The organism is Sneathiella sp., from assembly GCF_041689005.1.
Classification (GTDB): Bacteria; Pseudomonadota; Alphaproteobacteria; order Sneathiellales; family Sneathiellaceae; genus Sneathiella.
This window is the reverse complement of record NZ_JBDNHC010000027.1, coordinates 36,261-50,789: the sequence shown is the minus strand read 5'-3', so window position 1 is coordinate 50,789 and position 14,529 is coordinate 36,261. Positions and strand designations below refer to the sequence as shown.

General features: G+C 53.8%; 16 protein-coding genes. 12 read left to right on the top strand and 4 right to left on the bottom strand.

Annotated features, from left to right (window positions below):
* Both ACESNI_RS03375 and ACESNI_RS03370 read right to left on the bottom strand, forming a co-directional pair.
* Positions 1-716: acyl-CoA dehydrogenase family protein (locus tag ACESNI_RS03375; RefSeq protein ID WP_373085038.1), on the bottom strand; the 716-nt coding region annotated here is incomplete at its 3' end.
* 208 nt (positions 717-924) lie between these two features.
* Entirely contained in the window at positions 925-1,686 is a 762-nt protein-coding gene (locus tag ACESNI_RS03370) for a glucose 1-dehydrogenase (RefSeq protein WP_373085037.1), read from the bottom strand.
* 142 nt (positions 1,687-1,828) lie between these two features.
* Here ACESNI_RS03370 and ACESNI_RS03365 point away from each other — a divergent pair, with 142 nt between their 5' ends.
* The 8 genes from ACESNI_RS03365 (at position 1,829) to ACESNI_RS03330 (ending at position 11,140) form a co-directional block, all read left to right on the top strand.
* Positions 1,829-3,166: a TetR/AcrR family transcriptional regulator gene (locus tag ACESNI_RS03365; protein ID WP_373085036.1), complete on the top strand. Its 1,338-nt coding sequence runs from the start codon at positions 1,829-1,831 to the stop codon at positions 3,164-3,166.
* A 193-nt stretch (positions 3,167-3,359) separates the two neighbouring features.
* A complete protein-coding gene (locus ACESNI_RS03360; RefSeq protein WP_373085035.1) occupies positions 3,360-4,241 on the top strand; it encodes an SDR family oxidoreductase in 882 nt (293 codons plus the stop codon).
* Positions 4,242-4,306: 65 nt separating this feature from the next.
* Complete coding sequence (locus ACESNI_RS03355) at positions 4,307-5,116, top strand: ABC transporter ATP-binding protein (protein WP_373085034.1); 810 nt, start codon at positions 4,307-4,309, stop codon at positions 5,114-5,116.
* Positions 5,106-7,046, top strand: coding sequence for a long-chain fatty acid--CoA ligase (locus tag ACESNI_RS03350; protein WP_373085033.1), 1,941 nt, complete (start codon positions 5,106-5,108; stop codon positions 7,044-7,046). The genes ACESNI_RS03355 and ACESNI_RS03350 overlap by 11 nt, the downstream gene beginning before the upstream one ends.
* Positions 7,047-7,934, top strand: a complete 888-nt coding sequence (locus tag ACESNI_RS03345) for a branched-chain amino acid ABC transporter permease (RefSeq protein ID WP_373085031.1) — start codon at positions 7,047-7,049, stop codon at positions 7,932-7,934.
* A 4-nt stretch (positions 7,935-7,938) separates the two neighbouring features.
* Positions 7,939-9,012, top strand: coding sequence for a branched-chain amino acid ABC transporter permease (locus tag ACESNI_RS03340; protein ID WP_373085030.1), 1,074 nt, complete (start codon positions 7,939-7,941; stop codon positions 9,010-9,012).
* A gap of 8 nt (positions 9,013-9,020) precedes the next feature.
* Positions 9,021-9,845 carry an ABC transporter ATP-binding protein gene (locus ACESNI_RS03335; protein WP_373085029.1) on the top strand — a complete coding sequence of 275 codons (825 nt, stop codon included), beginning with the start codon at positions 9,021-9,023 and terminating at the stop codon, positions 9,843-9,845.
* 35 nt (positions 9,846-9,880) lie between these two features.
* Positions 9,881-11,140, top strand: a complete 1,260-nt coding sequence (locus ACESNI_RS03330; protein ID WP_373085027.1) for an ABC transporter substrate-binding protein — start codon at positions 9,881-9,883, stop codon at positions 11,138-11,140.
* A 50-nt stretch (positions 11,141-11,190) separates the two neighbouring features.
* Here the strand turns inward: ACESNI_RS03330 and ACESNI_RS03325 are convergent, their stop codons facing one another.
* Positions 11,191-11,604, bottom strand: a complete 414-nt coding sequence (locus ACESNI_RS03325; protein WP_373085026.1) for an Rrf2 family transcriptional regulator — start codon at positions 11,602-11,604, stop codon at positions 11,191-11,193.
* Between the two features lie 81 nt (positions 11,605-11,685).
* Between ACESNI_RS03325 and ACESNI_RS03320 the strand changes: the two genes are divergently transcribed.
* Genes ACESNI_RS03320 through ACESNI_RS03310 form a run of 3 tightly spaced genes read left to right on the top strand, consistent with a single transcriptional unit; the run spans position 11,686 to position 13,338 of the window.
* Entirely contained in the window at positions 11,686-12,147 is a 462-nt protein-coding gene (locus tag ACESNI_RS03320; RefSeq protein ID WP_373085024.1) for a group III truncated hemoglobin, read from the top strand.
* Positions 12,148-12,173: 26 nt separating this feature from the next.
* Positions 12,174-12,854 carry a 5-formyltetrahydrofolate cyclo-ligase gene (locus ACESNI_RS03315; RefSeq protein WP_373085022.1) on the top strand — a complete coding sequence of 227 codons (681 nt, stop codon included), beginning with the start codon at positions 12,174-12,176 and terminating at the stop codon, positions 12,852-12,854.
* 40 nt (positions 12,855-12,894) lie between these two features.
* Positions 12,895-13,338, top strand: a complete 444-nt coding sequence (locus ACESNI_RS03310; RefSeq protein WP_373085020.1) for a PAS domain-containing protein — start codon at positions 12,895-12,897, stop codon at positions 13,336-13,338.
* A gap of 22 nt (positions 13,339-13,360) precedes the next feature.
* Here ACESNI_RS03310 and ACESNI_RS03305 read toward each other — a convergent pair whose 3' ends face one another.
* A complete protein-coding gene (locus ACESNI_RS03305) occupies positions 13,361-13,786 on the bottom strand; it encodes a 4'-phosphopantetheinyl transferase superfamily protein (protein WP_373085017.1) in 426 nt (141 codons plus the stop codon).
* Between the two features lie 324 nt (positions 13,787-14,110).
* Between ACESNI_RS03305 and ACESNI_RS03300 the strand changes: the two genes are divergently transcribed.
* Positions 14,111-14,521: a hypothetical protein gene (locus ACESNI_RS03300; RefSeq protein ID WP_373085015.1), complete on the top strand. Its 411-nt coding sequence runs from the start codon at positions 14,111-14,113 to the stop codon at positions 14,519-14,521.
* The last annotated feature ends 8 nt before the right edge of the window (positions 14,522-14,529 follow it).

Here is a 14,529-nt window from a genome sequence, read left to right as displayed (position 1 = left end):
TCGAACCCGGCCATGATTGTGCCGAATGCCCGGTCCTGCTCGGCCATCAGGCAGTCGGCAGGGACGAAGACATCATCGAAAAAGACAGACCCGCGACCGACCGGCTTCGTGCCAATATCATCGAACCGGGTACGGGATATGCCTTTTTCGGAAAGATCGACAAAGAAGGCGCTGACCCCCTTGGCGCTGCTCGTGCCCTCCGTGGTTCGGGCGAAGATGACGGCGGCATCGGCCTGATCGGAGAAACTCATGGAGGTTTTCTCACCGTTCAGGCGCCAGCCATTGCCGGTCTTTTCTGCTTTCAGTTGAAGTCCGGCGGCGTCCGATCCGCCGCGGGGTTCGGTCAGGCCGAGCCCGACAACCTTTTCTCCGGCAATGATCTGCGGTAACCATTCCTTGGAAATATCTTTTGTAGCATGTTTTGCGATCATGCCCCCCATCAGGGAGGCGAGAAGCTGGATATAGCTAACATTAAAGTCAGCGTAGGCGATCGCCTCTGTAATCAAACCGGCAGTCACAAAATTCTGGCCCATCCCGCCATATTCTTCCGGCAGGTCAGGTCCAATAAGACCGAGAGCACCCATTTCCCGCATAAGAGCCTTGTCGATCCCGTGCTTCTTCGACCGGGCAAGATAGCCGTCACTCAATCGCTCGCGGGCAAATCGCGCCGCCGTATCCTGGAATGCCTGCTGGTCTTCGGTGGGTAGAAAGTTCATCTCCGGCCTCCCTTGCCATCTGTGAAGTTCTTGATTTTTAAAAATCCTAACAAATGTTAGAAAATATGGCAAGTGGGTAAAATTGGAAATGAACGATTGTTGATTTTCGTGGACCGGGACAGCAAATGGCGCAGTCGCAAAACCCGAAAATTAAAAAGGCGGTGACGGAGTTTCACCGGCACCGCCTTCAGCTTGAACGCAGGATTTCCTATCCGTGCATAGTCAGGCCGCCGGAAACCGAAATTGTTTGTCCGGTAATAAAGCTGGCATCATCGGAGCCGAGAAAGCAGACAATTCCCGGAAAGTCCGTCGGCTGGGCGAGGCGTTTCATCGGGATCGCCCGTTTCAGGCCTTCCGTGATTTTTCCACCGGCGTCCCCAGCGGCAATTTCGGCAAAAAGTGGAGTATCAGTAGGGCCGGGGCAAACGACATTCAACTGAATCCCTTTGCGTGCAAGCTCACGCGCTGTCGTTTTCGTGAAGGAAATGATACCGCCTTTGCAGGCTGAGTAAACTGCCTCTCCCGAGGAGCCGACACGCCCGGCATCGGAGCTGATATTGATGACGCGTCCCCCCCCATTCTTGACCATGCCGGGCAAGACCGCATGATGCATATGCAGAGGGCCATAGAGATTGATATCAATTACCTTTTTCCACAGGTCGACATCGGTGTCGAGGAACGGGACGACCTTGTCCCAGCCGGCGTTATTGACCAGAATATCGACCGGGCCCATCTTTTCAACTTCCTGAACGGCGGCATCAACCGTGCTGCGATTGGTGATGTCCACGACATGGGCCGACGCCTGTCCACCGGCTTTCTCGATCAGGGCGACCGTCTCGGACGCGCCTTTTTCGTTCATGTCAAAAATGGCAACAATGGAGCCTTCCTCGGCAAACCGGCGGGCGATTTCTCGTCCAATTCCGCTGCCGGCACCTGTGATGATTACGCGTTTGTCCTTAAGCCCTCGCATGCGACCCTCTCTTTCTTCCGTGAGTGTTTATTTGTTCTAATATTGATTTTCACTTTCGAATGGGCGTAAAATCGAATAGTTGTTAGATTTATCGTATAGACTGTTCTTTTGTCCAGAGGGAATAGGCCGGAGAGAATAACTAATGAGTTTGAAGCCACGTGTTTCAGAATCTTCCAAGGCCGTATTGAGTAAGTCAGAGCAAACCCGCTTGGTGATTCTCTCGGCAGCAGCGAGTTTGTTTCGGGATCAGGGATATACGGCCTCAACACTTCGGAAAATCGCCAATACGGCGGGCATGGAAGCCGGAAGCATCTATTATCATTTCAGTTCCAAGGACGAAATTCTTGACGAGGTGCTGGATCTCGGGCTCCGGCATGTTTTCGACGCGGTGAAGGAAGCCTGCGTCGAGGGTGAGGCCCGGGGTGCGGAATTTCGCGAAATTTTCGGGACTATGGTTCACACTCATCTCATTTATCTGCTTGAGGCAAGTGACTTCACCTCCTCGAATATCCGTAATTTTTCGATGCTGCCGTCAGCAATGCGCGAACGGCACCGGCCGTTGCGACAGGCCTATAGCGATTTGTGGGACGAGGCACTTGATAAGGCCTTGAAAGCGGGGGATATCCGCTCCGACATCAAGGTCATCCCGCTTCGGCAATTTGTCATTGGCGCGCTGAACTGGACGGTGGAATGGTTTGATACAAGCCGCTATTCCATTCAGCTGTTTTCAGAAAAGGCAGCGGAATTAATTCTTGACGGTATGTTGTCCGATCCCGGGGAACCCGTTGCCGCCGTCGATGCCCCGGGCAGCGGTAAAGTCGACCTGGCGGACATTCGGAAAATTGACGCGCCGGAAGGATCCAAGGCAGTACAGACGCGTCTGCATATCCTGTCGTCCGCCGCGCGGGTGATGCGTAAGCGCGGCTATAGCGCCTCGACCTTGCGCCATATTGCCGACGCCGCCAATATAGAGGCGGGAAGTATCTATTATCATTTTGATTCCAAGGATGAAATCCTTGACGAGGTTTTGGATCGTGGTCTTCGCGACCTGTTCGAGGGGGTAGCGAAGGTGTTGAACGGCGACGCTATTTATCCGGATCACCGCAGCCGGATTGCCGCCGCCATCCGGACCCATATGATGTATCTTTTTGCCCGCAGCGAATTCAGCTCGGCCAATATCCGTATCTATGGCCAGCTACCCGAGGAGGTTCGCTCGCGTCATCGCCCGATTCGCCATGATTATTCGCGGATCTGGGATAAAAGCCTGAACAAGGCACGGGAGGCTGGGGAAATCCGCCCTGATATTGGTGTTACGCCGCTCCGCCAGATCATGCTGGGGGCCCTGAACTGGACTGTGGAGTGGTTCGATCCGGAAAAAGGCGACAACGAGGGGTTTTACACCCTCGATGAGATGATTGCGATGCTGCAGACACTTCTGCTGGACGGGATTGGCCATCATAAAACTTCGAATAATCCCTGACCCTAATTGTAAACCAAATTGTCCGGGATGACAGAATTCAGAAAGCGCATTAATTCTCAACAATGCGTATGTTGTGCAGCTAGTTATAGGCGCGCGGATTTTTTTCGGATAAAGTTAAATATAGCTTGATAGAAAATCTAACGGGTGTTAGTTTTTAAAAAAAGACGGGATAACATCGTCTGAAAGGGGAGCTATGGAAGAGTCATCAGTTCGTAGGTTCGGATTCTCCGAATCTCGACTAAGGGAGAATCCGACTGTATTCAAGACCGACCTGTTCGCGGGACAAGTGGTTATTGTCTCCGGTGCCGGGAGCGGCCTCGGCCGCGCGATCGCGGCGTTGTTTGCGCGTCTTGGGGCGAATCTGGCCATTTGTGGCCGGGATCCGGAAAAACTGGACAAGGCGGCGACATTTCTGCGCAGCTTTGGCGGCGAGGTCATGACGGGTCAGCTGAGTATCCGTGATAATGAACAGGTTGATAAATTTATCGATGACGTTCATGACCATTTTGGTCGTCTTGATGTTCTCATCAACAATGCGGGCGGACAGTTTCCGCAAGCGGCGCTCGACTATTCCGCCAAGGGCTGGAATGCTGTTATCGATACCAACCTCAATGGGACCTGGTGGATGATGTCGGCGGCTGCCCGAAAATGGGTGGCGAACAAGCAATCAGGCTCGATCGTGAATATCATCGCGAGTTTCTGGCGCGGCATGCCGGGCATTGCCCATACTGGCGCGGCGCGGGCGGGTGTTGCCTATCTTTCCAAATCAGTTGCCGTTGAATGGGCACCGCATAACATCCGGGTTAATTGTGTCGCCCCCGGCTGCTGTGAAAGTACCGGTTTTTCGCGCTACCCGCCGGAAGGCGCGGCGACCTTCGAAGAATCAAATCCGATGCTGCATGCTGGCGATGAATGGGACATTGCCGAAGCCGTGATTTATATGTCGGCAAGTTCGGGAAAGTTTATCACGGGCGAGGTGCTGACAGTGGATGGCGGCCAACAGTTGTGGGGAGACCCCTGGCCTACGGGGCGGCCCGATTATTTTCAGACGAGCGGAACGCGCGACCGGGAGTGATCTTACCGTAACGGGGAACATAAATGCAGGGGGGCATGAATTATGTATGAGGGATTGCGGACACCATGAGTGTAAACAGGGACGGGGTTACGGTCAGGGAGGGAGTGCCGTTGCTTGAATGCAGATCGGTCGAACGGCGTTTTGGCGGCCTGGTTGCCGTAACTGGCGTGGATATGGAAATATGGCCGGGAGAAATCTTTGGTCTTGTCGGTCCGAACGGAAGCGGGAAGACAACCCTGACAAACGCAATCACCGGCTTTTATCCACCTAATACAGGCACAATCAAGCTTGACGGCAAGGATATCACGGGAACGTCACCGCATAAGGTTGCGGCCCTAGGGGTTGCCCGTACCTTCCAGAATCTAGCGCTTTTTAACGGCATGAGCGTTCTCGACAATATCCTGCTGGGCCGCCATATCCATATGCGACCCGGCGTTCTGCGGACGGTTCTGTACTGGTGGCTGGCGCGCCCAGCGGAAATGGCCAATCGCGAGATCGTTGAGGAAGTGATTGAATTTCTCCAGCTTGAAAGCATTCGCCATGAACTGGTCGACGGCATTCCGATCGGCCTTAAAAAGCGGGTGGAACTGGCACGTGCATTAGTCGCCGAACCACAACTTCTCATTCTGGATGAACCGATGGCGGGTATGAACCAGGAGGAAAAGGAATATATGGCGCGATTTATTCTGGATGCGCGGGCCGAGCGGGGAGTAAGCGTGTTGCTGATCGAACATCATATGGACGTTATCACTGGTATTTGCGACCGGATGCTGGCCCTGAACTATGGGGAGATGATCGCCAGTGGCATCCCGAAAGATGTCGTCAAGGATCCGGGCGTCATCAAGGCCTATATCGGAGATGGTCATGCGGAATAAGGACGTGGCATCCCAGACGAAATCGGTGACAGGCCAAACGCAGGACACCTCGACATTGATCCAGATGCTGATGCGGAACGCGGACGAACATGGCAAGAAAATTGCGATGCGCGAAAAGGATCGGGGCATTTGGCGTGAGATGAACTGGGCCGAGTATGCCGAGGAGGTCATAAAATGTGCGGCCGGTCTGGATGCGCTCGGTCTGGGCGCGGGTAACGGCATGCTGGTGCTAGGCGATAATCGCATTCGTCTGTATGCAGGGATGACGGCCTCTGCGGTCTTGCGCGGATATGCAATGCCGACCTATTCCGGCGCCACCCTGGCGGAGTTGAAGCATTTTGCCGATGAAACGCCGATGGCGGCGGCTCTTGCTGAAGATCAGGAGCATGTGGACAAGGTTCTCGACCTTCGTGCCGCCGGGTGTGACATTCCGTATATCATTTATGACGAGGAGCGCGGTCTGGGGGATTACGACGTTCCGGGCCTGCTCTCCTGGACGGCTTTGTTGGAAAAAGGCGTTGAAAATCTTGCCGCAAACAAAGACCTTCGGGACCGCCTGATCAATCAGTCGACCCTGAATGATCCAGCAATATTCATGCATTCATCGGGTACGACGGGCAAACCTAAAGGGATTGTATTGAGCCAGCGGAATGTCATTGCGGCAGTCCGCAGTGCATATGCCGGTGGTGGCTTCGATGAAGGCGAGGAAATCCTCGCCTATCTGCCGATGGCGTGGGTCGGCGATTATGCCCTGACCGTGGCGGCGGCTATTTTTTGCCGGTTTACGGTGAATGTCCCGGAGCGACAGGAAACGGTTCTTCGCGATATGCGCGAGATTGCGCCGACCTACTATCTGGCGGCACCCAGAAGCTGGGATAATATTCTGACGACGATACAGGTGGGCATTGAAAACTCGACACCGTTCAAGAAATGGCTGTATCATTTTTTTATGGACCGGGCGGTGACAGCGGAACGGCAGAAACTCGATCATAAAGACGCGGGCAGCCTCGAATGGATGTGGCGGACACTTGGCGAATGGATCATTTTCGGCCCGATCAAGGACCAGTTTGGGCTCAACCGGGTCAAGAACGCCTTTACCGGCGGGGAGGCCATGGGCGAGGATACGTTCGTTTTCTACCGCGCCCTCGGTATCAAGTTGCGTCAGCTTTACGGCCAAACGGAAAACAGTGCCTTCAACGCCATTCAGTCTGCGGACGAGGTTCGCCTGCATACGGTTGGCCGTCCACTGCCAGGAGTTGAGGTGAAAATCGAGGAGGACGGGGAAATTCTGGTCAAGGGTGACGCCGTTTTTGCCGGATATTTCGAGAATCCCGAAGCGACCCGCGAGGCAATCCGGGACGGCTGGCTGCATTCCGGGGATGCCGGCTATTTGGAGGAAGACGGTCATCTTGTCGTACTTGGCCGGGTTTCGGAGGTGGTTCGCACCGCCGCCGGGGAACGCTTCGTTCCGAACTATATCGAAAACCGGTTGAAATTCAGCCCTTATATCCGGGATGCCGCTGTTGTTGGTTCGGGCCGCGACGAACTGGTCGCCATGGTTTGTATTGATTTTGAAGCGGTGGGCCATTGGGCGGAGGTCAACAGTGTGCCCTATGTTTCTTACGCCGATCTGTCGCAGCGCAAGGAAGTGGCCGTCCTCATCAAGGAGGCCTTTGTGCGGGTGAATGCGGCTCTACCGGAAACCCTGAGGCTCTGTCGTTTTGCCAGCCTTCACAAGGAATTTGATCCCGACGATGGCGAGATCACCCGCACCCGCAAACTTCGCCGCAAAGTGGTTGAAGAACGGTATGCACCGGTGATCACGGCGCTCTATGATGGGTCCAGTGAGGTCCGCATGTCCGCGATTGTTACTTATGAAACCGGCGAGACAAGCACGGTGGAACGCACCCTGCAAGTATGGGAGGTTTGAATGGATCTGATTTTTCTAGCTGAACTATCAGTTAATGGCGCATTGACGGGCCTTTTGTATTCGCTTTTCGCGATTGGCCTGGTGCTGGTTTACAAATCATCCTCGGTGCCGAACCTTGCCCAGGGCGGCTTGACGATGCTGGGAGCCTATGTGGTGCTGGCGTTTTCCATTCAGCTCGGCCTCCCGCTCTGGCTGGCGATACCGATCGCGGTTGTCCTCATGTTCTTTGTTGGACTTGGGATCGAAAGAGTAGCCCTTCGGCGTCTCGCCGGGCGGCCGATCGTGATGATATTGATGATGACGCTCGGTCTCGATATTTTTATCCGCGGCAGTACGTTGGCGGTCTGGGGCGGGACGTCCCGCCCGATGGGGCTGGGGATAAGTTATGACCCTTTTTTCTTGGGTCCATTGTTGCTCAGCCGGGTCAATATGGTCGGCGCGGCGGTGTCGATCGCCCTGTTTATCGCCTTTCTGTTTTTCTTCCGCAGTCGCCTCGGCATCCGCCTCAGGGCTATTTCAGATGACTATACTGCGTCCTGGTCGGTGGGCATTTCGGTCGAACGCGGGGTCGGACTGTCCTGGGCGCTGGCATGCGTAGTGGCGGTGGCAACCGGTGTCATCTGGGGTGAAATCCAGGGTGTCGACCAGTCTTTGTCCCTGCTGTTATTGAAAGGCCTGACAGTCGCGGTTCTCGGTGGATTGGATAGTATTATCGGGGCCATTGTCGCAGGCATTCTGCTGGGCGTTATTGAAAATGTCGGATCGGCCTATCTTGATCCGCTGGTCGGGGGAGGCAGCCGCGAGTTGCTGGTGGCCATCGTCCTGATTGTCACCGTCATGGTGCGGCCGCACGGTTTGTTCGGTAGACACGACATCGAAAGGGTTTGAGGCTATGTTCTATCGTCAGGCCGGCATACGGCATCGCAGCTATGTCTCTGAAAATAAACTTTTTCCGATCCCTGCGGATCGCAACATCCTCTGGTTCCTATTGGCTCTCGGGGTTCTGGCGCCGTTTCTCATAGATTCCCTGTATTTGAACAGTTATATTCTGCCCTGGCTGATCTGGAGCGCGGCGGCGCTTGGTCTTAATCTGGTCACAGGTTGGGCGGGACAATTGCATCTCGGCTATGCCGCAGTGATGGCGGTCGGTGCCTATTCGGCTGTCCATGCGGCCCGCTTTGGCGTTCCCTGGGAATTTGCGTTGCTTATCGCAGGCTTTTCATCGGCCCTGATCGGAAGCGTGTTTGCCTTCGCTGCTATGCGAGTGAAGGGGCTGTATCTGGCGCTCACCACACTTGCCATGCAGTTTGTCATGGACTGGGTTCTGTCCCATGTTCCGGCAATTACCGGCGGCTCTCACGCGTCGTTGCAAGCACCAACGTTCAAGCTGCTCGGGCAGCCGATTACCTCAGACGCCGGGTTGTATTATGTCGCGTTCGGCTGGTGCGTTCTGGTAACGATTTTTATTTTGAACATGCGCCGGACGGGCCTTGGTCGGGCGCTGGTTGCGGTTCGGGAGAAGGATTATGCCGCGGCAATCCTTGGCGTGAACAGTTTCTATTACAAGATCATCGCCTTTGCCACGTCCTCCTTTATCGGCGGCATAAGCGGTGCGATCCTTGTTGCAACCTTCTTTTTCCTGGCCTCGCCGGAGCAATTTTCCGTCACGGTCTCTATTCAGGTACTGGCCATGGTGATTGTCGGCGGGCTTGCCAGCATCATTGGCAGCTATTTCGGTGTTGCCCTTATCCTGTTGATGCCGGGCATCGCCAACAGCCTGTTTACCCTGCTTGCCGATTTTTCCGGTTTGCAGTTCAGTCCCGAAACACTGGCTCATATACCCAACGCGGTCTATGGCGCGCTGATCGTCATATTCCTGATGGTGGAGCCGCTGGGACTTGGAAAAATTTACTCCAATATCCGGGACTATCTTCTTGTATGGCCCTTTGACCAGATAAAAAAATAGGGACGCTCATGACCAGCACGGCAGATATGGACACCACAGGCGATCCGATCCTTGTCCTTAACAGTATAGAGGTTTTGTACGACTCAGTGCTTTTGGCGATCAAGGGCGTTTCGCTGGAGGTGCCAAGGGGCGGCATGGTGGCGCTGCTTGGCGCAAATGGTGCTGGAAAAAGTACGACATTGAAAGCGATCAGCGGATTGCTCAAGGCGGAACGCGGCAAGGTCAGCCGGGGCGAGATCACGTTTGACGGCCAGATCATCGGCGACCTCCTGCCTCAGGACCGGGTTAAATTAGGCATTTGCCATGTCATTGAGGGGCGTCGGGTGTTTGAGCATTTAACGCCGGATGAAAACCTTGAGGCGGCGGCGCCGATCTCCATGTCACGGCAGAAAATAAAATCGGAAAAAGAACGAATCTACGAATATTTCCCGCGACTGGCGGAGCGTAAATCTGCAGAGGCTGGATATCTTTCCGGCGGTGAACAACAGATGTTGGCCATTGGCCGGGCATTGATGACCCAGCCACGCCTGCTCATGCTGGATGAGCCGAGCCTTGGGCTGGCGCCATTCCTGGTAGCAGAAATTTTCGATATTATTCAGAAAATCAATCGAGAACAGGGGCTTTCGGTGTTGCTGGTTGAACAGAATGCTGTCGCGGCGCTGAGAATTGTCAGTCAGGGATATCTGATCGAGAACGGCCGGGTTGTCATGCATGACACTGCTGCGGCGTTAAAGGCGAATTCAGATATTCAGGAGTTTTACCTGGGAGGAGGTGAAGGGAAGAATTTTCATGAAATCAAGCATTACCGTAGACGCAAGCGTTGGCTGACCTGATCAATCGCGCCCGTCCAGTTTAACCAATGGAGGAAATGATGTTAAAAATCAATAAATACGTAAAAGGATTGGCCGCGGGCGCCGTTCTGGGGGGCGTTGCGCTTTCTTCGTCTATGGCCCAGGCCGCTGAGCCGGTAAAATTCGGGATTTGTTATGACTTGAGTAAGGCTTATACCTTCGTCACACCACAGGTTGTCCAGGCGGCCCGTGACCTCGCCGACCTTAAGAATATGAATGGCGGCATCGACGGCCACCCGATCGAACTGATCGTTCAGGATCATGGCAACGAGCCGCAACGCGGCATCGAATGCTACGAAAAGCTCAAACGTGATGGCGTTTTCATTTTTGATATGCTGTCTACACCGGTTTCAATTGCCGTGCTGCCCCGCGTTATGAAGGATAAGAACATACTTCTGCAGTCGCTTGCCGGTCGCGGCGATGCCATAGACGGCAGTGTTTTCACCCAGGTTTTTCCGATTGGCCCGACCTACTGGGGACAGGTTGCTAACGATATTGAATATATTCGTCTGCAGCACAACGGTGACCTGAAAGGCGTCAAGGTTGCTTTTGTTTACATTGATTATCCTTTTGGGCAGGAACCGATTGAAATTCTGAAAACTCTCGCCGAAAAAGAAGGATTTGAGCTTGGTCTCTTCCCGTATCCACTGCCTGGCAGTGACCAGTCATCCGCCTGGACCCAAGTGCGTCACTTCCAGCCCGATGCGATTATCAGCTGGTCGCTTTCCAAGATGCATGTGGTTGCGTCGCGCGAAATGAAACGCAACGGCATTTCAATGGACAAGTATATTTCAGTCAACTGGCTGAATGAAACGGACATTGCGAATATCGGCCCGGAAGCGGCGAAAGGCTTAAAGCGTGGAACCAATGTTGCCGGTGGTCAGGACCTCCCGATTATGAAGGAAATCAAGTCCACACTTTATGACAACGGCAAAGGGAATGGCGACGTGGCCGCCATGAAAGATGTGTACTACAATACTGGCCTTGCCATCTACTCTGTCGCATTTGAGGCGGCACGGCTGGCAATTGAAGAGGGTGGCTGGCCGCTGACGCCGGAGACCATGAAAGCCGGTCTTGAAAGCATCAAAGATTATGATGCCAACGGATTGTTCGCCCCTGTGACGGTGACGGCCGATGACCATGGTGGTGGCGGTAAAACCCGCATCGAAATGTGGGATGGCAAAACCTGGGTCCCGCAAACCGACTGGATCGGCGCCTATAACGATATTGTTTGGGATGTCGTCAAGAAAAGCTCCAAGTCATTCAAGGTTGAATAATTTGAACTGCGTTGCCGGAGGGGCGATATCCTCTCCGGCAATTTTTTTTGCTATAGAGACAACGCCGGCTGGGCGCATTGCTTCAGACTAGTTTGATCAAGCTCGTTATAAAAAGCTTCTCGCGCCGCTGCGAGACGGGATTTAAGCCGACAGCTTGGTGTAAGAACACAGGCGCCACCATCAATCCTGAAACATTCGACCAGCGGGTACCGGGCTTCCAGCGAGCGGACGATTTCGCCGATTGAAATCGTTTCCGGCGGCCGGGCAAGGCGAAATCCGCCGCCGCTACCGCGTTGTGTAACAACAATATCCGATCTCGCAAGATCGCGGATTGCCTTGGTGAGATGATTGCGGGAGATGCCGAGTTCCGTGGCAATTTCCTCCGTTGTAAAGGTCCGTCCCGTATCGCTGGCCGCCCGCATCAGGGCCCGCAAGGCGAAATCGGTAAATTTGGTAATGCGCATCACTCACTTCCCGAAAAAAATAATTGGAATTTGCATTTTAACATGTTAAATAGGTATTTAAAATACTTATTAGGATATGCCATGACAGCTGTGCCTCAACGGGTTGCTATAACTGCGGAAATCACTGAGCGGACCGGAATTGATACATCGATGATCGAGAACCTGGTCCATACGTTTTATGGACATGTCCGGGACGATAATCTGCTGGCCCCAATATTTGATGCGCGGGTCAAGGACTGGGACGCACATCTGCAACAGATGTGCAGATTCTGGTCATCAGTTGCCCTGATGTCAGGAGAGTATCAGGGGCAACCCATGGGAAAGCATATCGTCCTGCCAATTGACGCGCGCCATTTCGATCGCTGGCTTGCATTATTTAAGGCGACCGCGAGAACCGTTTGTCCGGAGGCGGCGGCCGATCATTTTATCGACCGGGCGCGCCGCATTGCCGCGAGCTTTGAACTGGCTGTTGCTGGGCAACATAATGTGCTGCTACCCAGGGGCGCACGGTTTACCAACGATGCCTTGGATTGCGGAGATTAGGGAAATAAAACAGGGGAGATGGGAACATGACAGTAGACGATGAAGACGAACAGGCAAGCTTTGCGTCACCTCCTTGTTTCATGCATGAAATCGATCCGGTGTACATGGGGCTGGCACCAGCCAATGATCCGCGCGCCGCGGCAGATGTGCTGCGCTGGCGAAAAGCGGAACGGGCCCGCCTGATCGCGGACCGCATCTCGATAAACGTCGTAGATCGACGACTGCATTCCAAAAAAATCATGGATTTCCTCACCGAAGCCATCGGTAATATGACGGGCCTCACGATCAGCATCTACTGGCCGTTTCGCGGCGAGCCTGACTTGCGGAACTGGGTTGAAACGGTTACCGCCAGCAACGGGCATCTAGCCTTGCCTGTCGTGATCAAGCGGGCGGCGCCTCTCATATTTCGGCACTGGAAACCCGGCGACCTTTTGGAGCCGGGAATCTGGAATATTCCTGTCCCGGTCAACGGCGATGCCATAATACCCGATGTCGTCATCGCACCCGTGGTCGGCTTTGACAGCGGCAATTATCGCCTCGGCTATGGGGGAGGGTTTTTTGATCGGACCCTAGCGTCGTTCGACCGCAAGCCGCGGGTTTTTGGCGTAGGATTTAGTCAGCAGGAAATTCCGACAATCTACCCGCAATCCCATGACATTGCCATGGATGCGATCATCACCGAACAAGGGCTGTACAAACCTGCCTAGCCGCCCAGAACCGGCTTACCGCGAACATGGATATTCGCCAATGAATCTTGATAATTTTGCCGATATACTCCTGCAACAAATGCCGGATGCGCTGGTAGTGTCCGATGAAGCCGGAATAATACAGTTATGGAATAACGGCGCGCAGCGTATTTTTGGATTTACGGCGTCCGAAGCGATTGGCCAGCCACTTGATATTATCATACCGGAAAACCTGAGAGCCCGCCACGGCAACGGTTGCCGCGAGACGATGCGAACTGGAATCACGAAATATGCGGCCGGCGAGCTGTTGGCAGTGCCTGCGCTTTGCAAGGATGGCAAACGGATATCTATTCAATTCTCCATTCTTCCATTGGCCGATCCGGACGGAAAATGGATCGGCGTCGCCGCAATTATGCGGGATGTGACGGCGGAGTTTGCCAAACGCCGGGAACTTGAAAAATCCGTTTCTGAATATCGTCGCATGGCCCGCGCAAACAAGGCTTAACCGGTCAGGGCCTGCCAAGGCATCACACCATCTGACAGGTAGACACCAGATAGTCATTCAGTCGGCGAGAGCGAAAGATTGCTGTCTGATCCTGTATAGTGAGGAGCGCAGGCTCATCGGAGCGCCTCTGACACAGTGCGATCAGTGCCGCTGGAATTGGAAACTCAAGGGAGCCGGTGGTGGCCTTGCAATAGGCCTCGAACAAGGTCCAGAGCCGGTATTGATCCACTTGCCGTGCGGGGAGGTCTGCTTCACAGAGCCCGGTGACGGCCTGTAGTAGCACGGACATATCGCGAGGCACTGTTGTTTTTTCAACGTCGATCCCGATTGATCCAATTTTAGAGACCGTCGCGCAAATGAAGTCACGGCTATGACTGATACTTCCCCAGAGTGGACGGGTTTCGCCTTCGCAATGAAGTTTTACAGCGCCATTTTCAATCGTTGTCATCTTCCAGTCCGCCGGCGAACGCTGTAGGGAATGGGCGCAGAGCATTCGTAGTAGCGCCCGCCCGAGCAGGCTTTGCTCCTGCCGCCTGGGGGAACTAAACTTTCGCGAATGCGTATGATCTGATGCCTCCGCCCATTGCAAAACGGACTGTGGATCACTGGATGAGGTCAGGTCGAGAAAACTGAGAATGAGGTGGTTCCTTTTTCCTTAAAAGTTAATGTCGGTCTGGCTTTTAAGCTTTAGTAGCTGTAAATCTAAATCCTTCGTACGATCAAACCGTGGATTAGCGAAAATATTCGGCTCTCTTGTGAAAGGAATGAATTTATGAAACCACTATATCATATGGCAATGGCGATAGTATTGGCAATTATCGTGAGCGGGTGTGGCGTGCGGTTGCAGCCTGTCTACAACGCCGACCAAATACCCGTTCCTGTGGCGCTACAGGACTCTTCCAGTTCGACAGTTGCAAATATTATTAAAACCTCAGCCATAAATCGTGGGTGGCGGGTGGAAGACGTGAGCCCGAACGTCGTCCGGGCAACATTGGACAATAGAACTCATGAGGCGGTTATCGATATTCACTATTCGAAAACCTCCTATTCGATTGACTATGTTTCCAGCAAGGACCTCTTGTATAACGGCACGCAGATTCACCGGAATTACAATAGATGGGTGAAGACGTTGGAGAATGACATAAATAAAAATCTGAATCTGGCGGCAATGACCAAAAGCTAAGGATTCCA